This window comes from Streptomyces flavalbus (assembly GCF_042674625.1).
Classification (GTDB): Bacteria; Actinomycetota; Actinomycetes; order Streptomycetales; family Streptomycetaceae; genus Streptomyces; species Streptomyces flavalbus.
On the sequence record NZ_JBHTEB010000001.1, the window covers coordinates 3,359,433 to 3,382,848 of the forward strand.

The 23,416-nt window shown below is 71.5% G+C and carries 21 protein-coding genes; 9 read left to right on the forward strand and 12 right to left on the reverse strand.

Annotation, left to right across the window (positions count from 1 at the left end):
* The first annotated feature begins 13 nt into the window (after window positions 1-13).
* A complete protein-coding gene (gene tamR / locus ACFQZ6_RS14930; RefSeq protein ID WP_381608679.1) occupies window positions 14-511 on the forward strand; it encodes a MarR family transcriptional regulator TamR in 498 nt (165 codons plus the stop codon).
* A 14-nt stretch (window positions 512-525) separates the two neighbouring features.
* Here tamR and ACFQZ6_RS14935 read toward each other — a convergent pair whose 3' ends face one another.
* The gene (locus tag ACFQZ6_RS14935; protein ID WP_381608682.1) at window positions 526-1,302 is read right to left on the reverse strand and encodes a LuxR C-terminal-related transcriptional regulator; all 777 of its coding nucleotides are present in this window, start codon (window positions 1,300-1,302) and stop codon (window positions 526-528) included.
* A 294-nt stretch (window positions 1,303-1,596) separates the two neighbouring features.
* Between ACFQZ6_RS14935 and ACFQZ6_RS14940 the strand changes: the two genes are divergently transcribed.
* Entirely contained in the window at window positions 1,597-2,052 is a 456-nt protein-coding gene (locus ACFQZ6_RS14940) for a GNAT family N-acetyltransferase (RefSeq protein ID WP_381608685.1), read from the forward strand.
* Here ACFQZ6_RS14940 and galK read toward each other — a convergent pair.
* From galK to galT, 3 genes are read right to left on the reverse strand one after another with little or no spacing between them, the layout of a single operon-like run.
* Window positions 2,049-3,212, reverse strand: coding sequence for a galactokinase (gene galK, locus ACFQZ6_RS14945; protein ID WP_381608688.1), 1,164 nt, complete (start codon window positions 3,210-3,212; stop codon window positions 2,049-2,051). The genes ACFQZ6_RS14940 and galK overlap by 4 nt on opposite strands.
* Before the next feature lie 40 nt (window positions 3,213-3,252).
* Window positions 3,253-4,215 (reverse strand): UDP-glucose 4-epimerase GalE, encoded by a 963-nt coding sequence (galE, locus tag ACFQZ6_RS14950; RefSeq protein WP_381608691.1) that lies wholly within the window; start codon window positions 4,213-4,215, stop codon window positions 3,253-3,255.
* A complete protein-coding gene (galT, locus tag ACFQZ6_RS14955; protein ID WP_381608694.1) occupies window positions 4,212-5,273 on the reverse strand; it encodes a galactose-1-phosphate uridylyltransferase in 1,062 nt (353 codons plus the stop codon). The genes galE and galT overlap by 4 nt, the downstream gene beginning before the upstream one ends.
* A gap of 165 nt (window positions 5,274-5,438) precedes the next feature.
* Here galT and ACFQZ6_RS14960 point away from each other — a divergent pair, with 165 nt between their 5' ends.
* Window positions 5,439-7,130, forward strand: a complete 1,692-nt coding sequence (locus tag ACFQZ6_RS14960; RefSeq protein WP_381608698.1) for a sodium:solute symporter family protein — start codon at window positions 5,439-5,441, stop codon at window positions 7,128-7,130.
* Window positions 7,131-7,160: 30 nt separating this feature from the next.
* A complete protein-coding gene (locus ACFQZ6_RS14965) occupies window positions 7,161-7,466 on the forward strand; it encodes a hypothetical protein (protein WP_381608701.1) in 306 nt (101 codons plus the stop codon).
* Window positions 7,467-7,801: 335 nt separating this feature from the next.
* On the opposite strand, the gene ACFQZ6_RS14970 is transcribed toward ACFQZ6_RS14965, so the two are convergent.
* From ACFQZ6_RS14970 to ACFQZ6_RS14990, 5 genes are all read right to left on the reverse strand, one after another.
* Window positions 7,802-8,476: a helix-turn-helix transcriptional regulator gene (locus ACFQZ6_RS14970; protein WP_381608704.1), complete on the reverse strand. Its 675-nt coding sequence runs from the start codon at window positions 8,474-8,476 to the stop codon at window positions 7,802-7,804.
* Between the two features lie 174 nt (window positions 8,477-8,650).
* On the reverse strand, window positions 8,651-10,381 hold the full coding sequence (locus ACFQZ6_RS14975; RefSeq protein WP_381608707.1) for an outer membrane protein assembly factor BamB family protein: 1,731 nt from the start codon (window positions 10,379-10,381) through the stop codon (window positions 8,651-8,653).
* A gap of 74 nt (window positions 10,382-10,455) precedes the next feature.
* On the reverse strand, window positions 10,456-12,255 hold the full coding sequence (locus ACFQZ6_RS14980) for an outer membrane protein assembly factor BamB family protein (protein ID WP_381608710.1): 1,800 nt from the start codon (window positions 12,253-12,255) through the stop codon (window positions 10,456-10,458).
* A 245-nt stretch (window positions 12,256-12,500) separates the two neighbouring features.
* Entirely contained in the window at window positions 12,501-14,318 is a 1,818-nt protein-coding gene (locus ACFQZ6_RS14985; protein WP_381608712.1) for an ABC-F family ATP-binding cassette domain-containing protein, read from the reverse strand.
* Window positions 14,319-14,392: 74 nt separating this feature from the next.
* A complete protein-coding gene (locus ACFQZ6_RS14990; protein ID WP_381608715.1) occupies window positions 14,393-15,439 on the reverse strand; it encodes a peptidoglycan recognition protein family protein in 1,047 nt (348 codons plus the stop codon).
* A 253-nt stretch (window positions 15,440-15,692) separates the two neighbouring features.
* Here ACFQZ6_RS14990 and cutA point away from each other — a divergent pair, with 253 nt between their 5' ends.
* Window positions 15,693-16,016: a divalent-cation tolerance protein CutA gene (cutA, locus tag ACFQZ6_RS14995; protein ID WP_381608718.1), complete on the forward strand. Its 324-nt coding sequence runs from the start codon at window positions 15,693-15,695 to the stop codon at window positions 16,014-16,016.
* Here the strand turns inward: cutA and ACFQZ6_RS15000 are convergent, their stop codons facing one another.
* On the reverse strand, window positions 16,017-17,279 hold the full coding sequence (locus ACFQZ6_RS15000) for a helix-turn-helix domain-containing protein (protein WP_381608721.1): 1,263 nt from the start codon (window positions 17,277-17,279) through the stop codon (window positions 16,017-16,019). It abuts the gene before it with no gap.
* A 179-nt stretch (window positions 17,280-17,458) separates the two neighbouring features.
* Here ACFQZ6_RS15000 and ACFQZ6_RS15005 point away from each other — a divergent pair, with 179 nt between their 5' ends.
* The 4 genes from ACFQZ6_RS15005 to ACFQZ6_RS15020 all read left to right on the forward strand — a co-directional run bounded on the left by ACFQZ6_RS15005 (window position 17,459) and on the right by ACFQZ6_RS15020 (window position 21,506).
* The gene (locus ACFQZ6_RS15005) at window positions 17,459-17,881 is read left to right on the forward strand and encodes an ATP-binding protein (RefSeq protein ID WP_381608723.1); all 423 of its coding nucleotides are present in this window, start codon (window positions 17,459-17,461) and stop codon (window positions 17,879-17,881) included.
* Window positions 17,882-18,187: 306 nt separating this feature from the next.
* Complete coding sequence (locus ACFQZ6_RS15010; RefSeq protein WP_381608725.1) at window positions 18,188-19,450, forward strand: hypothetical protein; 1,263 nt, start codon at window positions 18,188-18,190, stop codon at window positions 19,448-19,450.
* Window positions 19,447-20,382, forward strand: coding sequence for a lactate/malate family dehydrogenase (locus ACFQZ6_RS15015; RefSeq protein WP_381608728.1), 936 nt, complete (start codon window positions 19,447-19,449; stop codon window positions 20,380-20,382). The genes ACFQZ6_RS15010 and ACFQZ6_RS15015 overlap by 4 nt, the downstream gene beginning before the upstream one ends.
* 38 nt (window positions 20,383-20,420) lie before the next feature.
* A complete protein-coding gene (locus ACFQZ6_RS15020; RefSeq protein WP_381618321.1) occupies window positions 20,421-21,506 on the forward strand; it encodes a hypothetical protein in 1,086 nt (361 codons plus the stop codon).
* A 90-nt stretch (window positions 21,507-21,596) separates the two neighbouring features.
* Here the strand turns inward: ACFQZ6_RS15020 and ACFQZ6_RS15025 are convergent, their stop codons facing one another.
* Together ACFQZ6_RS15025 and rsmA are read right to left on the reverse strand one after the other, a co-directional pair.
* Entirely contained in the window at window positions 21,597-22,520 is a 924-nt protein-coding gene (locus ACFQZ6_RS15025; RefSeq protein WP_381608731.1) for a 4-(cytidine 5'-diphospho)-2-C-methyl-D-erythritol kinase, read from the reverse strand.
* Complete coding sequence (rsmA, locus tag ACFQZ6_RS15030; RefSeq protein WP_381608734.1) at window positions 22,517-23,398, reverse strand: 16S rRNA (adenine(1518)-N(6)/adenine(1519)-N(6))-dimethyltransferase RsmA; 882 nt, start codon at window positions 23,396-23,398, stop codon at window positions 22,517-22,519. Before rsmA ends, ACFQZ6_RS15025 begins: the two co-directional genes overlap by 4 nt.
* Window positions 23,399-23,416: the final 18 nt, after the last annotated feature.

Genomic DNA, 23,416 nt, shown 5'->3' on the forward strand with positions numbered 1-23,416 from the left:
TACACTGATCGCTATGGAGGACGAGGTCGATCGGCTGGTCGCGGCGTGGCGCCGGGAGCGCCCGGACCTCGACGTGGAACCACTAGAGGTCCTCAGCCGGGTGAGCAGACTGGCCCGGCACCTGGACCGTGCCCGGCGACTCGCGTTCGCCGAGCACCACCTGGAGCCCTGGGAGTTCGACGTGCTGACCGCGCTCCGGCGCGCCGGAACGCCGTACCAGCTCTCCCCCGGACAACTGCTGACCCAGACCCTGGTCACCTCCGGCACGATGACCAACCGCATCGACCGCCTCGCCAAGAAGGGCCTGGTCGAACGGCTGCCCGACCCCAGCGACCGGCGCGGCGTGCTGGTCCGCCTCACCCCCGAGGGCCAGGACCGCGCGGACCAGGCACTGGCGGGCCTGCTGGCCCAGGAGCGCGCCATCCTCGCCGAGCTGTCCCACGCGCAGCGCGCCGAACTGGCGGCCCTCCTGCGCCAACTGACGGCCCCGTTCGACAACATCCCCGGCTGAGGACACGCCCCCGCTCAGGCGCTGTTGCTCTCCTCCGGACCCATCCGTCCCGGCGGCCCCAGGTCCACCGGCCCCACGCCCGCCCGCCGCGCCAGCGCGACCGCCGCGAGGGTGGAGTGGACGCCCAGCTTGCCGAGGACGTTCTGCATGTGCGTGCGGACGGTGTGCGGCGACAGGTACAGGCGCTCGGCGACCGCCTTGCGCCCCAGCCCCGCCACCATGCACCGCAGCACCTCCCGCTCCCGTGGCGTCAGCGACTCCACGAGCCGCTCGCTCTCGGTGCGGTGCTTGCGCGCGGCCGTCAGCTCCCGCAGCACCCCGGTGAGCAGCGCGGGCGGCAGATGCGTCTCGTCGCGCAGCACGCCCCGTATGACCGTCAGCAGCCGGGACAGCGAGCAGTCCTTCGCCACCCACCCGGACGCCCCGGCCTGGAGCGCCAGCGCCGCCCGCCGGGCGTCGTCCCGCTCGGCGAGCACGACGATCCGCACACCGGGCTGCGCCGACCGCACCCCCGCGACCAGCGACAACCCGTCGACGAGCCCGTCCTCACCGCCCTCCCGCACCGGTACGGCGGCGGGCCGGACCCCCGGCACCGTGCCGCCCAGATCGGCGTCCACGAGCAGTACGTCGAACCGGCGCCCCTCGGCGGCCGCCCGCTCCAGACTGCGCAGCGCGGCGGGACCGCTCCCGGCCGCGGACACGTCGACATCGGGCTCGGCGGCCAGCGCCGCGGCGAGCGACTCCGCGAAAATACGGTGATCGTCGACGACCAGGACTCGGATGCGAACCACGAAACCCCCTTCCCCAAGCTCTCCATGAGCAGGGGATCACCCCATCGTCGGGAGCCGCGACCGGTGCGGGTACGACGCCCGAAGCTCCCGGGTCTCTCGAACCACTTCCCCGGGAAGGGGTCGCCGCAGCCACACGGCCGCCGCCGTGCAGAGACTGCTACCCCCACTTCGGGTGTCGTACCCGACTTGTCTCGCCCCCTGAAAAGCACCGGCCCCCACCGGTGCTGCTCATCAGAGTACGGGCGGGGGCCGTGAGGGGAAGGAAATTCGCAGAACTGGCCGCCTGACGCGCCTATGGTGTGCCGCATGTTCCGTCTGGAGACAGAAGTCGACAAGACCCGACGTGATCTGCTCCGCGCCCGGCTGCGGGAGACCAACTCCACGCTCTCCCCGGTCCTGCGGGCGCTGCGCGGCACCCCGGCCGAGGAGCACCGGCCGCTGCACCTGTGGATCATGGACGAGGACGACACCCTCGCGGGCGGCCTGGTGGGCTACACCTGGACGACCTGGCTGCACGTCAACCTGCTCTGGGTGGACGGCCGCCACCGGGGCCACGGCCTCGGCTCCCGGCTGCTCACCGAGGCCGAGCACCGCGCCGCCACCGAACGCGACTGCACCGCCGCCCGCCTGGAGACCTGGGACTTCCAGGCCCCCGGCTTCTACACCAAGCTGGGCTACACCGTCGTCTGCGCGATCGAGGACTACCCGCCGGGCGTCACGGAGTACACCCTCACCAAGGCGCTCGGCTAGACCAGCCGCCGCGCCCCCGCCGCGGGCACCGCCTCGAACACCCGTGGCTCGGTGAACCCGGCCGCCGCGAACGCCTCGCGCACCGCCTTGGTGACGCCGTCCACGTCGGCCGCCTCGACCAGCACGATCGCCGAGCCGCCGAAGCCGCCGCCGGTCATCCGGGCGCCGAGGGCACCGGCGGCCAGGGCGGTGTCGACGACGAGGTCCAGCTCCGGGCAGGAGATGCGGAAGTCGTCCCGCAGGGAGGCGTGCCCCTCGACGAGGACGGGCCCGATGTCACGCGTCCGCCCCGCCTCCAGCAGCCCCACGACCCGCTCGACGCGCTCGTCCTCGGTCACCACGTGCCGCACCAGACGCCGTACTTCCTCCTCGTCGCCCAGCCGCTCAAGGGCCGCGTCCAGCTCCGCGTAGGGAACGTCCCGCAGGGCATCCACGCCGAGCAGCGCGGCGCCCTTCTCGCAGCCCGCGCGGCGCTTGCCGTACTCGCCCTCGCTGTGGGAGTGCTTGACGCGGGTGTCGACGACGAGCAGGCACATCCCCTCGGCGGCGAGGTCGAAGGGGATCTGCCTCTGGGACAGGTCGCGGGTGTCCAGGAACAGCGCGTGCCCGGCCTCGCAGCAGGCGGACGCGGTCTGGTCCATGATCCCGACGGGCGCGCCGACGTACACGTTCTCGGCGCGCTGGCACAGCCGCGCGAGCTGCCACCCGCGCAGCCCCAGCCCGTACAGCTCGTTCAGCGCGAGCGCGACCACGACCTCCAGCGCCGCCGACGACGACAGCCCCGCGCCCGCCGGAACGGTGGACGCCAGATGGACGTCGGCGCCGGTCACCGCGTGCCCGGCCGCCCGCAGCGCCCACACGACCCCCGCCGGGTACGCGGTCCAGCCCCGGTCGGACCCGGGCTCAAGCGCGTCCACGCGCAGTTCCACGACGCCGCCCTCGACGTCGGCGGAGTGCAGCCGCAGCACACCGTCGTCCCGCCGCGAGACGGCGGCGACGGCGGTGTGCGGGAGGGCGAACGGCATCACGAAGCCGTCGTTGTAGTCGGTGTGCTCCCCGATGAGGTTGACGCGGCCGGGCGCGGCCCACACCCCGTCCGGCGCACTCCCGTACAGCCGTGTGAACCCCTCAGCGACCTCGGCCGCCGTGTCGACGCTCATCCCCAACCTCACCCTTCCCTTGCCCTGAACTGCCAGCCTGCTAGTTGCCGCGCCGCTGGGCGAAGGCCCACGCGTCCGCGACGATGTCCGCGAGGTCCGTCCGGGACGGACGCCACCCGAGCCGCTCCCGGGCCACCTCGGCGGCGGCGACCAGGACGGCCGGGTCGCCCCCGCGGCGCGGGGCGGTGACCTCGGGGACCGGATGCCCCGTCACCCGCCGCACGGTCTCGATGACCTCCCGCACGGAGAAGCCGTTGCCGTTGCCGAGGTTGCAGATCAGGTGCTCACCGGACTCGGCCGCCGCCAGCGCCAGCAGATGGGCCTCCGCCAGGTCGGCCACGTGGATGTAGTCCCGCACACACGTGCCGTCCGGCGTCGGGTAGTCGTCGCCGTACACGGAGATGGCGTCCCGCTTCCCCTGCGCGACCTGGAGGACCAGCGGGATCAGGTGCGACTCGGGATCGTGCCGCTCCCCGAACTTCCCGTAGGCGCCCGCCACGTTGAAGTACCGCAGGGAGACGGCGCCCAGCCCATGGGCCACGGCCTCACTGCTGATCATGTGGTCGACGGCGAGCTTCGAGGCGCCGTAGGGATTGGTGGGCGCGGTGGGCGCGCTCTCCTCGATGGGCACCCGCGAGGGCTCACCATAGGTCGCGGCGGTGGACGAGAAGACGAGCCTCCGCACCCCCGCGTCCCGCATCGCGCCGAGCAGGGCCATGGTCCCGCCGACGTTGTTGTCCCAGTACTTCTCGGGCTTCACCACCGACTCACCGACCTGCGAGAAGGCGGCGAAGTGCAGCACCCCGTCGTAGGAGGAGTCCAGCCATTTGGCGGCATCGCGGATGTCCCCCTCGACGAACGCGGCCCCACCCGGCACCCCCTCCCGGAACCCGGTGGAGAGGTTGTCGAGGACGACGACCTCGTGCCCGACCTCCAGCAGATGCTGGGCGACGACACTGCCGACGTACCCCGCCCCACCGGTCACCAGGTACTTCCCGCTCATGAACCAGCCACCTCTCGCAGTCGCTCGGCCGCGCGCTCCGGCGGCACGTCGTTGATGAACACGTTCATGCCGGACTCGGAGCCCGCGAGGAACTTCAGCTTGCCGGACGTACGGCGAATGGTGAAAAGCTCAAGGTGCAGCGCGAAGTCGTCACGGCTGACACCGTCGAACTGCTCCAACTGCCCGAACGGCGCCTGGTGCCAGGCGGCGATGTACGGCGTCGGAGGCTCCCCTTCCCCGAAGATCCGGTCGAACCGCCGCAACAGTTCCAGATAAACCTTGGGAAACTCTGTACGCGCGGCCTCGTCCAGCCCCAGCAGGTCAGGAACCCGCCGCCGCGGATACAGATGCACCTCGTACGGCCAGTGCGCGGCATACGGCACGAAGGCCACCCAGTGTTCCCCCTCAAGGACGACCCGCTCCTCCCCGAGTTCCCGCTCCAGCACGGCGTCGAAGAGGTTCTCCCCGCCGGTGGCCTCCTTGTGGGCGGCGACCTGGCGCAGCATCAGGGCGGTGCGGGGGGTGGTGAAGGGGTAGGCGTAGATCTGCCCGTGCGGGTGCTGGAGGGTGACGCCGATCTCGGCGCCACGGTTCTCAAAACAGAACACCTGCTCGACGGACGGCACATGGGACAGCTCGGCGGTGCGATCGGTCCAGGCGTCCAGCACCAGCCGCGCCTGTTCCTCGCTCAGCGAGGCGAAGGAGGCGTCGTGATCGGAGGTGAAGCAGACCACCTCACACCGCCCGGAGTCCCCGGCGAGCGAGGGAAACCGGTTCTCGAAAACGACCACGTCATACGACGACTCGGGGATCTCACTCAGCCGCTCCCCCCGCGTGGGACAGAGCGGGCACTCGTCCGCGGGCGGGTGGTAGGTCCGCCCCTGCCGGTGCGAGGCGATGGCGACGGCGTCCCCCAGCAGCACGTCACCACGGATCTCGGAGGTGGTGACGGTCGGCTCCAGCGGACGCCGGTCGACCGCGTCCCGCACGGCGTCGTCACGCAGGTCGTAATAGATCAGCTCACGACCGTCGGCCAGCCGGGTCGAGGTCTTCTTCACCGCTACTCCCGCCACTCTTCAAACATAACCAAACACATCGAAACACAACTCACCAGAACGGTCAACATCACAATCAAACAAAGACAACCAACAGAAGTGTTCAATTACTAAACGCGGAGGCGTAGGTTCCGCCCTGTATCGGTTCGCGCAACGAAGCGAGTACATATGCAAACCCCCACACATCCCCCCATCACCCTCGCCGCCGAGCTACGGCTCCCCACGAACTGGCTCGACTACCTGATCCTGGGCATCTACTTCGTCGCCGTGCTGGGCATCGGCTTCGCGGCCCGCCGCTCGGTCAAGACGAGCCTGGACTTCTTCCTCTCGGGCCGCTCACTCCCGGCCTGGGTCACCGGCCTGGCGTTCATCGCCGCCAACCTGGGCGCCACCGAGATCCTGGGCATGGCCGCCAACAGCGCGCAGTACGGCGTCTACACGACCCACTGGTACTGGATCGGCGCCATCCCGGCGATGGTCTTCCTGGGCCTGGTGATGATGCCGTTCTACTACGGCTCGAAGGTCCGCTCGGTCCCCGAGTTCCTGCTCCTGCGCTTCGACCGGGGAGCCCACCTCCTCAGCTCCATCCTCTTCGCCTTCGCCGCGATCCTCATCGCGGGCGTCAACCTCTACGCGCTGGCGATCGTCGTCGAGGCGCTCCTCGGCTGGCCGGAGTGGGTCTCGATCGTCGTGGCAGGCTTCTTCGTCCTCGTCTACATCACCCTGGGCGGCCTCTCCTCGGCGATCTACAACGAGGTGCTCCAGTTCTTCGTCATCCTGGCCGCGCTGATCCCGATCACGATCCTCGGCCTGAAGAAGGTCGGCGGCTGGGGCGGCCTCTCCGACACCCTCACCGAGAGCCACGGCGACAACTTCATGACGGCGTGGGGCGGCACGGGCATCGGCAGCGACAACCCCCTGGGCGCCAACTGGCTCACGATCGTCCTCGGCCTCGGCTTCGTCCTCTCCTTCGGCTACTGGACGACGAACTTCGCGGAGGTCCAGCGCGCGCTCTCCGCGAAGAACCTCTCGGCGGGCCAGCGCACGCCCCTGATCGCGGCCTTCCCGAAGATCTTCATCGTCTTCCTCGTGATGATCCCCGGCCTGGTGGCGGCGGCCCTGGTCCCCCAGTTCGGCACGCCCGCCTCGGGCTACCAGTACAACGACGCGATCCCGTACCTCATGCGCGAGTTGCTGCCCAACGGCGTCCTGGGCATCGCGGTGACCGGCCTCCTGGCCGCGTTCATGGCGGGCATGGCGGCGAACGTGTCGTCCTTCAACACGGTGTTCACCAACGACATCTGGGCGAAGTACGTCATCCGGGGCCGCGAGGACACCTACTACGTCCGCTTCGGCCGCCTCATCACCGCGGTGGGCGTCCTGGCGTCCATCGGCACGGCGTTCCTGGCGTCGTCGTTCTCCAACATCATGAGCTACCTCCAGACGCTGTTCTCCTTCTTCAACGTGCCGATGTTCGTGGTCTTCATCATCGGCATGTTCTGGCGGCGGGCGTCGATGAAGTCGGGCTTCTGGGGCCTGCTCGCGGGCACGACGGCCGCGATGATCAACTATTTCGTCATCTACAAGCAGGACATCATCGACATCCCCAGCGACCAGGGCGCCAACTTCGTCTCGGCGATCGCCGGGTTCGTGGCCGGGGCGGTGGTCATGTTCGCGGTCAGCCTCTTCACCGCGCCGAAGCCCGCGGACGACCTCCAGGGCCTGGTGTACGGCACCCGCTCGCCCGGCATGGAGGAGCCGCCCGCCGAGGGCGACGACGCGTGGTACCGCAGGCCCGCGCTGCTCGGGTGGGGGGCGGTGGTGCTGGCCGCGGCCTGCTACATCCCGTTCTCGTTCTGACGACGTTCCGACTGGGGAGTTTGAAGGACCATGTCCGAGCACCACGAGTACTCCGAGCGTGACGTCCACCGTGAGGTCACGGAACTGGAGACCAAGTCCGCGACCGCGGCCCGCCTCTTCGACATCCGGCGCATCATCGGCGTCCTGTTCGTCCTGTACGGCGTCATCGTGACGATCGCGGGGTTCACCGCGTCGGACGCGGACATCGACAAGGCGGAGGGCGTCAACATCAACCTCTGGACGGGCCTCGGCATGTTGCTGCTGGGCCTGTTCTTCCTGACCTGGCTAAAACTCCGCCCCACGGCTCCGCCTGTTCCTCCGGAGGAGGGCGAGTAGCTCCACGCCGGGTGGGCCCATGCGGCCCGGCGTGGGTGCTGGCGCGGGGGTGGGTCGCGCGGCCCGGCGCTAACGGGGTGCCGCTGCGCCCACCCGTGCCGCCCCAGCGGCACGACTGCCCGCAGCTAGGGAGAGCCGCCGTACTACGGAAGGGGACGTGTCGGGGGGTGTCCGCCCGCAGTGGTTCGCGCGCAAGACCCCGTTCACCCCTCACCCCACAGCCCGCGCGGTTCCGAGGACGGACACCCCCCGGCGCGGCCCCGACCCACCCTCCGGCGTAAAGCGCTACGCGCGCCACGATGCCACCGCCACAGGCCGCCGCAGGCATCCGCGGCTCAGGGATCAGGGTGGGACGCGCGGTCCAGGAGGCCCGTGCGGGCGGCCAGGGCCGCGGCCTCCAGGCGGGAGCCGACGCCCAGCTTCATCAGCACACGCTGGACGTGCGTGCGCGCGGTCGACGGCGCGATCCCCATCCCCGCCGCGATCAGCCGCGTGTCCTCCCCCTCCGCGACCCGCACCAGCACCTCCACCTCCCGAGGCGTCAGCATCTGCAACAGCCGCTGCCCCTCGTCATCCGGCTGCTCCGCCGGATTCAGCAGCTCACTGAACGCCCCCTGAAGCAGCACGGGCGCCACCGCCGCCTCCCCCGCCCGCGCCTTCATGATCGCCCGCTCGACACCCTCTATCCGCTCATCGTGCCGCACATACCCGGACGCCCCCGCCGCGAACGCCGCCGCGATCCCCCGAGGACTCGGCACCGGCCCCAGCACCAGCACCGCCACCTGCGGCCGCTCCCGCTTGATCCGCAGCACCGGATCGAACACCCCGGCCTCCGCGGGCACGGCGGTCCCCCACAGGCACACCTCCGGCGCCCGCGCGATGACCAGCTCCGCCGCCCCCGCCGCGGGCGCCGCCGCGGCCAGCACCCGGTGCCCCCGCAGCTTCAGCGCGGAGGCCAGCGCCTCGGCAAGCAGACGGTGGTCATCGACCACCATGAGCCGCACTCCCATCGAGTAACCCCCCAGTCCCCCCAACGGACGCCCACTATGGATGCCCGGAGGTCCACACGGGAAGACCCCCCTGACGCCGCCGCCCCCCAGGACACGACACGACGTCAGCTTCCCGACATGCTCCCGGAAGCTACACGCTCACTCGGCGTTGCGCTGCCCCTACCGGCGAACCTTTCACACCCCCGCACCGAAAGCGATCACGAGATAGTCCTGCTCGCCAGAACTGGACGCACTCGCGTACACATCGGACATGTACAGCCGCCCCTGCGAGTACAGGATCTCGGCGTACTCGGGCAACATGCTGGTCTCCACCCGCTGCACCGACTCCGTCGACGGGTTCTCCAGCAGCTTGGTCTCCTTGAACGACTCACCGTCGATGCTGACGATCTGCCCGCCCTTGTCGTACGGCGGCCTCTTGTACGCGATCACGTTGCCGCCGTCCATCCGCAGCGGCGTGATCGTGTACCCGTCGCCCGCGTCCGCCCGCTGCCCGGTCTGCTTCCCCGTGGCGAGGTCGAAGGAGACGATCTCGTTGGTCCGGCTGTACGACTCCCCGCTGCCGTCGTGCTCCTCGGTCGGCAGGTAGAGCCGGTCGTTGCCGACGGCGATCCCGGAGCAGTCCTCGATGCGGGAGATGCCGTCGCACTCGGCGGCGTACGTGTCACCCGGCGCGGAGATCCGGTTGCGCAGCTTGCCGGTCTTGTTGTCGATGGAGAAGAAGTCCGAGATCCCGCTGCCGTCCCCCGCGGAGTCACCGACGTCCGCGGCGACGACGAGCGGCTCGGTCGAGACGACGCTCGCGTACTCGATGCCCTCGGTCATCTTGTACTCGGAGATCACCTTCCCGGACTTCGGGTCGATGGTCTGGATGTGCAGCTGCCGCTGGTCGTACGGCCCGCACTTGCGCACGGCGACCAGCTTCGGCCCACCGCCGTAACCGGCGTCGTAGCAGGTGTCCGCGGGCTTGGGCGCCCACAGGGACTTGCCGCTCTTGATGTCGAACGCGGCACCGCCACTCGTGCTGCCCACGGCCACGGTGCCGCCGCTGACGGTGACGTTGTCGAACCGGATCGGCTGGTCACCGGTCTTCGCGGTCTCCTCCCACAGCTTCTTGCCGGTGTCGAGGTTGATCGCGGCGACCTGGCTGCACCCGGCGGAGGAGTTCTTGTCCGGCATCTCCGGCTGGAAGATGACGGCGGTCAGGTTGTCCTCGGTCTTGAACCGGCTGGCCTGGCACACCGGCCCGGACAGCGGGATCGTCCACTTCTCGGTGCCCTTGTCGCGGTCGTAGCCGACGATCTCGGCGATGCCGCTCTTGGCGTACACGTCGTCGGTGAGCCAGGACCCCTCGACGACCACGCTGTCGTCCTTCTCGACCTTGGGCGTGGGCACCTGGAAGAGCACCTTGGAGGCGGGGTCGGAGGGCACCTTCTCGGTCCCCGTGGACGACTTGCCGTCCGCACCCTCGTCACCGCCACCACCACCGCCACCGCCACCATTACTACTGGCGGTGTCGTTCTTCCCGTCGTCCGAGCCACTCGACTTGGAGTACCAGACACCCCCACCGACGATCAGCGCGATGGCGACGACGGCCGCGACGATGATGGCGACCTGGGCGTTGACCTTCCCACCGCCACCACCCCCACTCGGCGCCCCGGGCGTCTGCATGGGCACGGTACTGGCCCCGGGATACGCGTAACCCCCGGGCTGCTGCACGGTATAGGGATTGGGCTGCCCCGGATACCCGTACCCAGGCTGAGGCTGCGGCTGAGACTGCGGCGGAGCCGGAGGCGGCGTAGGCGCCCCCTGCGGATACCCGTACCCCGGCTGCCCCTGGGGCGGGGTAGGCGCACCGAATCCCCCCTGCGGAGGCTGGTTGGGCGGCGGGGGCGGCGGCTGGGTCATGACGTCGGTTACCTCGTGAAGCTAGGAAAGTTCAGAACGACCGGAAAGAACCAAAGAACCACAGAGCGGCGGAACTACTTGCCGTAGGCAAGCATCAACTTCTCCTTGGAGTCGTCGTTCCCGGACAGCCGGGTCGTGGAGATGTAGAACCGCCCGTCGACCCAGTCCACGGCCCGGGAGAAGAACCCCCGCTCGACCGCCGCCGCACCCTGCGGGTTCTGCAGCAGCTTGGTCGGTTCGTGGCTGCTGCCAGCCGTGGGAATGGAGACCACCTGCCCGCCCCCGTCGTACGTCGCCTGGACGTACGCGATGAGCTTGCCGCCCTCCACCTTCAGCGGCAGCATCGCCGTGGCCGCCGGGGACTTCACCCGCCACTCCTCCTTGCCGTTGGCGAGGCTGATCGCGACGACCTCGTTGGCGCTGGCGGTGGACTCGGTCGGCAGGTACAGCGTGTCGTCGTCGACGGCGACGCCCTGGCAGCCGGTGAGGTCACGCTGAAGGATGGCCCAGCCGCACTCGGGGGCGAAGTCCTCGTCGACGCTGACCTGGGAGCGGATGGAGCCGTCCGCGCCGAGGGCGGAGATGTTCCACTGCTTCTTGTCCTCGTTGGTGCTGTAGACCACCAGCGGGTCGACGGAGTAGGTGCGGGCGACCCGCCACCCCTTGCCGAACTCCCGTGTCCACTTGGCCTTCCCCGTCTTCGGGTCCAGCTCCTGCACCTCGTCGTGCTCGTTGTCGGTGCCCGCGCCACAGGACGAGACGGCGATCAGCCGCGCGCCGCCCGCGAAGGCGGTCGGGAAGCAGGCGTCGCCGTACTTCTCCTTGTCGAACAGCTTCTTGCCGGTCGTCACGTCGTACCCGGTGCCGGACTGCGAGCGGCCGACCATCAGGGTGTTGCCGGTGATGGACAGCTCGATGCTCAGCGCGCTGTCGAAGAGCCCGCCGTCGGCGACCTCGCCGCTCCAGCCCTTCTCGCCGGTGGCGAGGTCGACCTCCTGGAGCTGGTTGCACTTGGCGCGGTCGCTGGCGCCGTTCATGTAGGCGACGACGATCTTGTCGTCGGCGGTCTTCTCCGCGGTGGTCGCGCAGATCTTCTGCTCGAAGGTGATCGGGTCCCAGGTGGGGGCGCCGTCGCCGACGTTGAAGGCGAAGAGCTGCTTGTACGCCGCCTTCACCGCCGTCTTGTCGGTGATCCACATGCCCTCGGCGTCGGCGCCGGAACCGGGCGCGTCCGGGGCCTCCTTGTACCAGAGGACCCTGGCCTCACCGGCCTGGCGGCCCTCGTTGAGGTTGTCGGGGTCCTCGCCGCCGTCACCGCTGCCGTCGCCGGGGTTGACCGGGGCACCACTCTCGCTGGGCTTGGCGTCGTCGGTCTGCTGGGCGACCGGCTTCTTCTTGCCCTTGCCGTCGCCGTCGTCGCCGCTGGTCACCGCGAACACCGTGGCCCCGGCGACGAGCAGGACGGCCACCGCGGCACCGATGACGACCGCGGGCTTGCCCTTGAAGGGGCCCCGCGAACCGCCCCCGGACGGCGGCGGGGTGCCGGGCGCGCCCGGGAACTGCGGCTGCGGATAGCCGTACCCGGGCTGCTGCGGCTGCCCGTACGGCCCCGGCGTGTTGTACGGGCCGGGGGTGTTGTACGGCCCCGGCTGGGCGTACGGCCCGGACGGCGCGGGCTGCTGCGGGTAGCCGTACCCGGGCTGCGGCGGACCGGCCGGAGGCGGCGGGGTCTGCGGCGCCCCGAACCCACCCCCCGCGGGCGCACCGGGCGGCGTACCAGGCACACCCGGCGGCGTGCCGGGCGCTCCCGGCGGCTGGTCCTGCGGCGCTCCGAAACCACCCGGCTGCGGCGGCTGGTTGGGCGGCTGCGTCATCAGCGGCTTCCCCCGTTCCTCACTGATTTCTAGCCAGTCGTAAGCCAGATCTAGACGGCCTTAGACGGCCTTAGACGGCCCTTTCTATCACCCGGCACCGACAGCGCACCGGGCCGCATCCACCCCTGTTCCCAAGGGAGGACCGGCCCGTGATGCCCTCGTTACGCGCCTTCACGCCCCCTTCACGCGACGCGCGCTCCCCACACCGAAGTGGTCGTCCGGACACCGAAGTGGCCGTCCGGCGCCTACGCGTCCTCGGCGAGTTCCAGCCAGCGCAGCTCCAGTTCCTCCCGCTCACCGGTCAGCCGACGCAGCTCGGCGTCGAGTTCGGCGACCTTGGCGAAGTCGGTGGCGCTCTCCGCGATGGCGGCGTGCAGCTTGGTCTCCTTCTCGGAGAGTTTGTCCAACTGCCGTTCGATCCGCTGGAGTTCCTTCTTCGCGGCGCGCTGGTCGGCGGCGCTCTTCTCGCCGCCGGGCCGGGCAGCGGCGACCGGCGAGGCGGACGCGGCGGCGGACGCGGCGGCCTCCTCCATCCGCTGCCGCCGCTCCAGGTACTCGTCGATGCCGCGCGGCAGCATCCGCAGGGTGCCGTCACCGAGCAGGGCGAAGACGCGGTCGGTGGTGCGCTCGACGAAGAACCGGTCGTGGGAGATGACGACCATCGAGCCGGGCCAGCCGTCGAGGACGTCCTCCAACTGCGTCAGCGTCTCGATGTCGAGGTCGTTGGTGGGCTCGTCGAGGAAGAGCACGTTCGGCTCGTCCATCAGCAGCCGCAGCAGCTGCAGCCGCCGCCGCTCACCGCCGGACAGGTCCCCGACCGGCGTCCACTGCTTCTCCTTGCCGAACCCGAACGTCTCGCACAACTGCCCCGCGGTCATCTCGCGCCCCTTGCCCAGGTCGACGCGCTCACGCACCGCCTGCACGGCCTCCAGGACCCGCCACGAGGGGTTCAGCTCGGCCACCTCCTGGGAGAGGTAGGCCAGCTTCACGGTCTTGCCGACCTTGATCCGCCCGCCGACGGGCTGCCGCTCGCCCTCGCTGTACGCCGCGTCCGCCATGGCCCGCAGCAGCGAGGTCTTGCCCGCGCCGTTGACGCCGACGAGGCCGATCCGGTCGCCGGGCCCGAGCTGCCAGGTGACGTGCTTCATCAGCACCTTGGGCCCGGCCTGGACGGTGATGTCCTCCAGGTCGAACACGGTCTTGCCGAGCCGCGACGAGGCGAACTTCATCAGCTCGCTGCTGTCCCGCGGCGGCGGTACGTCCTTGATCAGCTCGTTGGCGGCCTCCACCCGGAACCGCGGCTTGGAGGTCCGCGCGGGCGCCCCGCGCCGCAGCCAGGCCAGCTCCTTGCGGACCAGGTTCTGCCGCTTGGCCTCCTCGGTGGCGGCGATGCGCTCGCGCTCGGCGCGGGCGAAGACGTAGTCGGAGTAGCCGCCCTCGTACTCGTGGACGACGCCGCGCTGGACGTCCCACATCCGTGTGCACACCTGGTCCAGGAACCACCGGTCGTGGGTGACGCAGACCAGCGCCGACCGCCGCTCCCGCAGATGCCGGGCGAGCCAGGCGATGCCTTCCACGTCGAGGTGGTTGGTGGGCTCATCAAGAACGATCAGGTCTTGATCCTCAATCAGCAGCTTCGCGAGCGCGATCCGCCGCCGCTCACCACCGGACAGCGGCCCGATGACGGTGTCCAGGCCCTGCGGGAACCCGGGCAGGTCGAGCCCGCCGAACAGCCCCGTCAGTACGTCCCTGATCTTGGCGTTCCCGGCCCACTCGTGGTCGGCGAGGTCCCGGATGACCTCGTGCCGGACCGTCGCCGCCGGGTCGAGGGAGTCGTGCTGGGTGAGGACGCCCATGCGCAGCCCGCCGGAGTGGGTGACGCGGCCGGTGTCGGCGTCCTCCAGCTTGGCGAGCATCCGGATGAGGGTCGTCTTGCCGTCGCCGTTGCGCCCCACGACGCCGATGCGGTCCCCCTCCGAGACGCCGAGGGAGATCCCGTCGAGCAGGGCACGGGTGCCGTACACCTTGCTGACGTTCTCGACATTGACCAGGTTGACGGCCATTTCACTCCTGTGCGCGGGGACCGGTCAGCCTCCCAGCCTAATGGCCGGGGACGGGTGGCCGGTCCCCACGCAGGTCAGGCGGAGGCGGCGGCGCGGACCTCGTCGAGCAGGTCGTACATCGTCTGGCCGGGGCACTCGGTGGCCAGCCAGTCGCGGTGGCCGCTGACGACGGGGACGTCCCTGGTGACGCCGTTGACGGGGTTGACGTAGGTGGTCCGCCCCCGCGGGTCGAGCCCCTTGATCCGGCAGACGGCCCTGATCAGCCTGGTCAGGGCCGCCTTGGCGGCGTCCGTGGGCCCGGTCGCCGTCAGCTCGCCGAGCAGGGCGATGCCCAGGTTGCCGGAGTTGTAGCCACCGGTGTGGAAGGCGGTGACGACCTTGCCGTCGGCGTCGAAGCCGGGGATGCCGTCGGCACCGGAGTACCGACCCTCGTACACGTTCCCCGCCTCATCGATGAGGAAGTGGTACCCGATGTCGCCCCAGTCCAGGGTGACCGCGTGGTACTCGTAGATCGCCCGGATCGTCGCCGCCGGGTCGGGGTCGCCGTTCACGCCCGCCGTGTGGTGGACGGTGATCGACTGGAGCGGGTAGTACACCTCGGGCGAGTTGACCACGCCGTCCTTGTAACGCTTGGACTCGTCGGCGCCCCACGCGGGGCGGGAGAGGTAGCTGACGCCCCGCACGCGCGTGGGCTCGGTCGGCACCCGGAAGGTCTCGGCCGGTCCGTCGGTGGTGTCGATGGCCAGCGAGCGCACGTCCGTCGCCCCGGCCGGGGTCCGCACCTCGTAGGCGGTGGCGTTCTGGGCGGGCACCAGGGCCGTACCGCCGCCGTCGACGGTCGCGCAGCCGCCCGTCACCGGCCGGAAGGCGCCCGCCGCGCCGCCGTCCGCGAACCGGATCGCGGCGCCCTCGGGAGCGCCGGTCCAGCGCAGGGCGACGTAGGAGGCGGGGACGGCGGTGGTGGCCGTACCGGCACCGGTGGCGGCCTCGGTCCGGGTGGCGGGGAACCGCTGGGGTGCGGTCCCGGCGGCCCGCGCGGCGCCCGGGTCGGCGGAGGCGTCCGGGGCCACGGCACCGGAGACGGCGGAGGCGGCCACGGCACCGGCGGCGGCACCGATCACACCGCGACGGGACAGAGAGCGTGGGCGGGGGTGGGGGGTTCTGGACACGGGCGTTGCCTTCCGTGGGGAGTCATCGAGCGAGAACTCACCCTAGGGACAAGATCGTTGCCCGCCCCGCCTTCGCCACGAACACCCGGTGAGAGGATCACCACGGCCCCCACGGGCAACCGATCAGCGACGCTTTCCGGCCATCACCGGACCACCGGCCAGGCGTGGGTACGGTCTCGGAAACGCCGTACGAAGGAGACCGACCGTGGCTGACTACCTGACCGTCCTGACTACGACCGACACCGCCGAGAAAGCCCAGACCCTGGCCGCCAGCGCGGTCGAGGCCAAGGTGGCGGCCTGCGCGCAGATCGACGGTCCGATCACCAGCGTGTACCGGTGGGAGGGCGCGGTCCAGACGGACCAGGAATGGCGCGTGCTCTACAAGACGACCGCCGAGCGGTACCCGGAACTGGAGGCGCACATCAAGCAGGTGCACGACTACGACACGCCGGAGATCATCGCCACCCCGGTCACGCACGGCAGTGACGCCTACCTGTCGTGGGTGAGCGAGGAGACAGCCAAGGGCTGATCAGGCGGCGAGCGCGGCGCGGATGTCCTCGGTGAGGTCCCGCGCCGCACTGTGCTGCTGGGGCAGTAGCGCGGCCATGGACGCCAGGCGCTGGCGGCCCATGGTCGTGGGCGTGGTGATCGCGGCGTCCACGAACCGGCGCCCGACCTCCACGCCCCGGTCCACGTCACCGGACAGCACGTAGCCGGTGGCAGCGTCGGACAGGACCGCGATGGACACCTTGGAGTCGTCGTCCCCCAGGTGTGTCAAAGCGTCTTCGGCAGCCCGGCCCAGGTCGGGGTGGCGGAGCCGGGAGTACGTGGAGACGGTCAGGGAGTCCAGGCGGGGCCGCTGGTAGAAGCGAATCCACGCCTGTTCGGCGTCGGGGTTGGCGTAGTCAAAGGCGGTGGTCGCCCGGTCCAGGGCGCGCACCGCGCCCTCTCGGTCCCCACTCGCGGCGGCTTCCTCCGCCTCCCGGGCGGCCAGCCAGGAGCGGGCAGCGGCGTACCCGGCACCGCGTACGTGCTCCTGGGCGGCGGCCAGCATCTCCCGCGCCTTGTCCGCCGGTACGGCGTACGAGGCGTAGCCCATGGCCAGGGCCACGACCGCAGGGTGTCCGGCCTCCCGTCCGGCCAGAGCCGCCGTCTTGTAGTAATGCCGCGCGGTGTCCATGTCGCCCACGTCGTAGGCCGCCCAGCCCGCGAGCGCGGCCGTCTCCCCGGCCGCGACGGTGAGCGCCTGGCGGTGGGTGCCGGAGCGTGGGATGAGCGCGGTCAGGGTCTCCAGGTGGCCGCCCAGGCGGTCGGCCAGCAGCTTGGCGGGAATGTGGTGTTCGCTGACGAAAAGCTGTGCTGTCGCCTCCACCAGCTGGTCCGCGACCTGGCTGTCCACGTTCGGACCGGTCAGTGCCACCGCGAGCCGTCCCCATGGCTCGGTGGCGATCCCAGCAGCCAGTATCGAGACGCCGAGGAATTCGCGTCGCTCCACGGGGGAAGCCTCCTCTTGGTCCTCTAGTAGTACCGATGTTGACACGAGCCTGCGATACCGGCGGCTGACGGCCACCGCCCGCCGGATCTCCTCCACGGGGATGCCGTACCCCTCGGCGATCACGTCGTGCCAGTCCGGGATGGGAAGTCGCTTCTCCGTCTCCCACCGTTTGATGTTCTCCGGGTCGACGAACCGGCCGCTGACACGCTCCAGGTGTTCGGCCTGGTCACGTCTGGTGCGCCCCGCCTGCTCCCGGAGACCCCGCAGCAGGTGGCCGATGCCGTCCGGACTCGTCATGCGCTGTCCTCAAGTCTCTTTTGCCACACCGGATTTCATCCTGGCCCCCCATGCTGGCCCCCCGCCAGGAACGCACCCCTTCCCGGCCCTCCCAGCCACGCACGCGCGGTCGTTGGCTAGGTATGTGCCCACTGCCTAGCAGATGGACACGGTCCCCGCTCACGACCGACGAGGCTCCGATGACTGTGATCGCTTCCGCTCACCCCACAGGGCACCCGGGCTACACCGAGACCCTGCCATGCGAGGAGGCCAGCGCGTCGGCCGCCCGCAGACTGGTGCGCACGGCGTTGACCGCCTGGGGGCTGGACGGCCTGGCGGACGACGGTTGCCTGATCGTGTCCGAGCTGGTGACCAACAGCCTGGAGCACACGGCCTGCCGGAACGTCCGGGTGACCGTCAGCCGTCCTGCCCCTGGGTGGGTCCGGGTCGCGGTCGTGGACAAGGCCCATCTCTCCCTGCCAGCGATGCGCACCGCCTCCGCCGCCGACACGGGCGGCCGGGGGCTCGTGGTCGTGGAGACCCTGTCCGACCGGTGGGGGACGGACCTGCTGGGCTGGGGAAAACGGGTGTGGGCAGAGCTGCGGACGGACGTGAAGCCGTGACCGGGCAACCGCCCAGGGCCCTGCCGGACATAAGCCCGGCTCAAGCCCCGGCAGCCGAGGGCCATGGACTGCGCCCGCTGCGGCCGTCCCTGGGCAAGGGAGGCCCAGGGCTGGGGCGAGACATGGCACCGGGGCCCTCTGTTCCGCCTGTGGGTGTGCGCGCCCAACTGCCAGCCCCGCCCACCCGGTAGCGCGCCCTGAGCTGCTGCCCCGGCTGCGGTCGACAGGGCAGCCCTCCCTGCAGCCGGGGTGGCCTTGACCGCCTCCCTCCCCGCGTCCCCCGTCGGGGAGGGAGGCACCCCGACCGTGCACGGACAGCAAGCCGAACCCGAGGAGGCGTTCGTGACCACCGCCGTTCCCACCGCTCCACCTCTGCGCGAGCCGCTGACCCGGCCCAGCGTCGGTGAGGTCTTCGTGCACACCGCCGCCCAGATCCACCGGGCCGCCGCCGACCTGTGGCCCGGCGTGCCCGTGTGCCTGGAGCAGCACGTGCCCAGCGTCACCAGCTACGTGCACCGCGCCCGGGTAGGTGACCGAACCCTGTATGCGAAAGTGTCCGTCCTGGGCGTCTCCCTGGTGTCCCTGCTGCGCGGCGCGTGCGGCACCTGGTCCAACGTCGCCCAGGCGCAACGCGAGTACGCGCAGCGCGCGGACAGCCTGGTGGAACGGGAGGCAGTCCAGCTTCGGCTCCTGGCCGACATGGAGCAGCCCCGGGTGTGCGCGCTGGCCGGGACGAGCCGGGGCGTGCTGTTCACCGAGCCGGTGACCGGCCCGACCCTGGGAAAGCTGCTACTGGCATCCCCCGGGGACACGGCCGAGCTGCTGGCGGTGCCGCTCGCGGAGCTGCGCCCGCTGCACCGACCGGAGTTGGTGCGTGGCCTGGACCCTGGCGGGGTGATCGGGGAGCGCAGCATCGTGGGCACGTTCCTCCGCAAGTTCAACGGCCTGTCCGGGACGGTGTACGTGGACCGCCTGGGCGCCGAGCGCTGCCCTCCGGACCAGCGCCACGAGGTGGTGGAGCTGCTGCGCGGCGCCGTGGCGCGGCTGCACCGGCTGCGTATGCGTCTGCCCGTTGCCGAGCGCACCGCCCTGGCGTACGGGGACCTCAAGCCGGAGCACGTGGTGTTCCCGGACGGACCCGAGGCGCGGCCGGTGCTGCTGGACCCCGGGCTGTTACGGGCCGGTCCGAGCATGGACGTGGCCAAGTTGTTCAGCCGGACCGTGCTGTTCCTGGCCGCCCGCCAGCCAGCCGGGGACACCGCCCGCCGGGTCGCGAACGGGCTGGACGTGTTCGGGCAGGCGCGGGCTCTGCGGCTGTCCCACCAGGCACGGCGGGTGTGGCTGCGGGAACTGCTGACGCTGTGGCTGATGGACACCACCAACATCCTGACCACGTACCTGTCCGCGCCCTCCGCGCTGCCGTTGCCCACCCAAGGGCTCGCCCTGGTGGAGCGCGCCGTGACGGTGTGCACTCTGGTGGACGCGATCAGTGCCGACCTAGCGACCGGCGCGGACGTACGCGCTGTCTGGGACCACGCCCTGGACCACGCCCTGGCGGTGGCCTCATGACCCCGCCCGCGGCCCCGGTGTCGGCGGTCGGCGTGGTCGGGGCCGGTGCGGTCGGGCAGGCCGTGGCCGGGACGCTGGTGGCCTACGGGCTGTGCGCCCGGCTGCTGGTCGCCTCCCGTACGCCCGGGCAGACGGCCGCCCTGGTGGCCGACCTGGACGACATGCGCGCGGCGGTGGGCTCCCCGGTGCGACCGGCCGCCGTGCCCTTGGCCGAGTTGGTGGACTGCCAGGCCGTGGTGGTTGCCGTTCGTGCCCGGTTCACCAACACCCACACCGCGGACGTGCGCATGGGCGGAGCGCACGCCAACGCCCTCGTGATCCGCGCTCTCGGGGAGGCGCTGCGCGGCTACCCGGGCACGGTGCTCGTGGTCACCAACCCGGTGGACGTGATGGTCCGCCTGTTCGCCGACGCCTCGGGCTGCGCCCGGGTGTTCGGCATCGGCTCCAACCTGGACAGCGCCCGCTACCGCCTCACCCTGGCCCGCCTGCTGGAGGTACCGCTGACCGCCGTGGACGGCCACGTGATCGGGGAGCACGGGGACGCCGCCGTGGTGTGCGCCTCGGCCACCCGCGTCAACGGCGAACCTCTCCCTGTCCCCCTCCAGCAGGTACGCGACGAGTTGGCCGCCCGCCCCGGACGGATCAACGCCGGGATAGGGCGCACCCGGTCCGGACCCGCCGGTGCGGTCGTCACCGCGCTGCGCCTGGCGCTCGGCGTGGAGGACGGGCTGGTGGAGCTGTCCGCGCCGTACCGGGACGGCTGGCTGGGAATTCCGTTGCGATTCACCGCCGGGCGTCCTCTACCGTGCCTGCCTGCCCTGGACGAGGCAGAGGCCCGCCAACTCGACGCCGCTCACACCAAACTCCGCGCTGCCTACCGTGCGTTGCGCGGGACCCCATCCAGTTCGCTTCCGACAGTGAGGACCCCGTGACCATCTACGCCACCCGTCTGGAGGCCGCTGGCGCGGCCATGTCCGTGCTCTCCTCCACCCAGGCCGTCACCGACTGGTCCCGCCGCTACTTCGGGCCGTGGTGGAACGCCGTGGAGGTAGCCCCGGAGAGTGTGTGTGCCGCCCCGCTGGTCGTGGCCGACGTGGACGCCCAGCGGTACGCGGACGCCGCCCTGGCCGTGACCCAGGCCCCGCACACGAGCACCACGTACGCCAGGGCCCACACCCTGGTGGCCCGGGACGATACGGAGGGCGTCATCACGGCAGTGTCCCCGGACGAGGCCCTGGCGTACCGCTCGGAGCCCGCCACCGGGCGGATGGCCATCCTGGGGTGCGACACCGAGCCGGTGGCCACCGCCGCCGCCCGCCTGGCGCGGGAGGCCATGCGCGGCGTGCTGCTGCGCTCCGGCTGGTCCCTGCTGCACGCCTCCGCCGTGGCCCTGGACGGCCGGGTGGTCCTGGCGTTCGGGTCCAAGGGCGCGGGCAAGACCACCAGCGCCATGACGCTTGCCGCCCGCCACGGGTGGGAGCTGCTGGCCAACGACCGCGTGTTCGTCCGCGTCAACGCCACGGGGGACGTGGACGTGCTGCCCTGGCCCTCGGCCGCCGCGCTCGGCCTGGGGCTGCTGGATGCCCTGGGCTGGTTCGACGTGGCCCGGGAGCGGCTGGAGGCCGGGGAGTCGCTGCACCCCACCCAGGACCAGCGGGTGACGGACGCTCTGGCGGCCGGGCACCGGGAACCGCTGTGGGACGGCAAGCGGGAGTTGAAGGCGCAGGTGTTCCCCGACCAGTTCCCCGCCTGGTTCGGGCTGGACCTGGCGACCGGCGGGCAGGCCGCGGCGCTGGTGTTCCCTCGCATCGAGCCCGGCGCCACCCCGGCCGTGGAGGAAGCCGGGCGGAAGCTGGGAGCAGGCGACTTCATGAGCGGGAAGACCGAGGACCGGTACCCCGACGTGTTCGAGCTGGCCCGCGTCGATGGCGGTGGCGTCTCCGACGCCCGGCAGGCCGTCGTCGAGTGTCTGGCCCGACTCCCCCACCACGCGGTGGTTCTGGGCCACGACCTGGCCGCGAACGCGGACTTCCTGGTGAAGGTCGCCGCCGGATAGCCCCAGGCATCCCAGCGGCCGGTCAGCTCCTCGGCCGGTGCGGCGGGCTCGGCGGCCACCGGCTTCTCCGGCGTCTCGGTGACGGTGGATTCACACGCCAGCGCGCTCACGTGGAATGAGCGTCGCCCCCTGCGCGGGCCCCGACGCGGTACGCACCGACCGGCACGTCCCAGACACCCGCAACACGTCCGCGACCTTCACCGCCGACTCCGCGTCGCGGGCGAGGAACGCGGTGGTCGGCCCCGAGCCGGAGACCAGCGCGGTCAGCGCGCCCGCGGCGGTGCCCGCGGCGAGGGTGTCGGCGAGGGCGGGGAAGAGGGAGAGCGCGGCGGGCTGGAGGTCGTTGGAGACGGCGGCGGCGAGCGCGTCCGGGTCGCCCTTGGCCAGCGCGTCGAGCAGGGGGCGGGAGGCGACCGGCGCGGGCACGTCCCGGCCCTCGGCCAGCCGGTCGAACTCGCGGAACACCGCCGGGGTGGACAGGCCCCGGTCCGCCATCGCGAACACCCAGTGGAAGACGCCGCCGACGTCCAGCGCCGTCAGCTTCTCCCCCCGCCCGGTGCCGAGCGCGGCCCCGCCGAGCAGGCTGAACGGCACGTCGCTGCCCAGCTCGGCGCAGATGTCGAGGAGTTCACGGCGCGGGGCGGCCGTCCCCCACAGCGCGTCACAGGCGACCAGCGCGCCCGCGCCGTCCGCGCTGCCGCCCGCCATGCCGCCCGCGACGGGGATGTCCTTGGCGATGTGGATACGCACGTCCGGCCTGCGCCCGTAGCGCGCGGCGAGCGCCTCGGCGGCGCGGGCGGCGAGGTTCGTGCCGTCCAGGGGGACGAGCGCGGCGTCGGGGCCGTCGCAGGTGACGTGGACGCCGTCGCCGGGGGCGGCCGGGGTGACGGTGATCTCGTCGTACAGGCCGACCGCGAGGAAGACGTTGGCCAGGTCGTGGAAGCCGTCGGGCCGGGCGGCACCGACCGCGAGCTGGACGTTGACCTTGGCGGGAACGCGTACGGTGACGCTCACTGCTGACCTGGCTCCTCGTGCGGGGCGTGTTCGGCGATGCGGGCGAACTCCTCGACCGTCAGGGACTCGCCGCGGGCCTGCGGGGAGACGCCCGCCGCGACCAGCGCCGCCTCGGCCGCCGCCGCGGAACCGGCCCATCCGGCGAGCGCGGCGCGCAGCGTCTTGCGGCGCTGGGCGAACGCCGCGTCGATGACGGTGAAGACCTCGCGCCTGCTCGCGGTCGTCTTGACCGGCTCGGCGCGGCGGGTGAGCGCGACCAGGCCGCTGTCGACGTTCGGGGCGGGCCAGAAGACGTTGCGTCCGATGGCACCGGCCCGCTTCACGTCGGCGTACCAGTTGGCCTTGACCGACGGGACGCCGTACACCTTGGAGCCGGGGGTGGCGGCGAGGCGGTCGGCGACCTCGGACTGCACCATGACGAGGGTGCGCTCGATGCTGGGGAACGTCTGGAGCATGTGCAGCAGCACCGGGACGGCCACGTTGTACGGCAGGTTCGCCACCAGCGCGGTCGGCGCGGGGCCCGGCAGCTCGGTGACGTGCAGGGCGTCGGAGTGGACCAGCGCGAAGCGGTCGGCGCGGCCGGGCAGCCGGGCGGCGATGGTGGCGGGGAGCGCGGCGGCGAGCACGTCGTCGATCTCCACGGCGGTGACGTGCGCGGCGGCCTCCAGCAGCGCGAGGGTGAGGGAGCCGAGGCCCGGACCCACCTCCACGACGTTGTCGTCGGCCGTGACCTCCGCGGTGCGGACGATACGGCGGACGGTGTTGGCGTCGATCACGAAGTTCTGACCGCGCTGCTTGGTGGGACGCACACCGAGGGCCGCCGCCAGTTCACGTACGTCGGCGGGGCCCAGCAGGGCGTCGGGGGTGGGGCTGCTCACGGGACAAGGGTACGGGTG

Bases quoted from the DNA above. Each gene is read 5' to 3' on its own strand.
- tamR (WP_381608679.1), top strand. From the start codon at position 14: ATGGAGGACGAGGTCGATCGGCTGGTCGCGGCGTGGCGCCGGGAGCGC.
- ACFQZ6_RS14940 (WP_381608685.1), top strand. From the start codon at position 1,597: ATGGTGTGCCGCATGTTCCGTCTGGAGACAGAAGTCGACAAGACCCGA.
- galK (WP_381608688.1), bottom strand. From the start codon at position 3,212: ATGAGCGTCGACACGGCGGCCGAGGTCGCTGAGGGGTTCACACGGCTG.
- galE (WP_381608691.1), bottom strand. From the start codon at position 4,215: ATGAGCGGGAAGTACCTGGTGACCGGTGGGGCGGGGTACGTCGGCAGT.
- ACFQZ6_RS14960 (WP_381608698.1), top strand. From the start codon at position 5,439: ATGCAAACCCCCACACATCCCCCCATCACCCTCGCCGCCGAGCTACGG.
- ACFQZ6_RS14965 (WP_381608701.1), top strand. From the start codon at position 7,161: ATGTCCGAGCACCACGAGTACTCCGAGCGTGACGTCCACCGTGAGGTC.
- ACFQZ6_RS14970 (WP_381608704.1), bottom strand. From the start codon at position 8,476: ATGGGAGTGCGGCTCATGGTGGTCGATGACCACCGTCTGCTTGCCGAG.
- ACFQZ6_RS14975 (WP_381608707.1), bottom strand. From the start codon at position 10,381: ATGACCCAGCCGCCGCCCCCGCCGCCCAACCAGCCTCCGCAGGGGGGA.
- ACFQZ6_RS14980 (WP_381608710.1), bottom strand. From the start codon at position 12,255: ATGACGCAGCCGCCCAACCAGCCGCCGCAGCCGGGTGGTTTCGGAGCG.
- ACFQZ6_RS14985 (WP_381608712.1), bottom strand. From the start codon at position 14,318: ATGGCCGTCAACCTGGTCAATGTCGAGAACGTCAGCAAGGTGTACGGC.
- ACFQZ6_RS15000 (WP_381608721.1), bottom strand. From the start codon at position 17,279: ATGACGAGTCCGGACGGCATCGGCCACCTGCTGCGGGGTCTCCGGGAG.
- ACFQZ6_RS15005 (WP_381608723.1), top strand. From the start codon at position 17,459: ATGACTGTGATCGCTTCCGCTCACCCCACAGGGCACCCGGGCTACACC.
- ACFQZ6_RS15015 (WP_381608728.1), top strand. From the start codon at position 19,447: ATGACCCCGCCCGCGGCCCCGGTGTCGGCGGTCGGCGTGGTCGGGGCC.
- ACFQZ6_RS15020 (WP_381618321.1), top strand. From the start codon at position 20,421: ATGTCCGTGCTCTCCTCCACCCAGGCCGTCACCGACTGGTCCCGCCGC.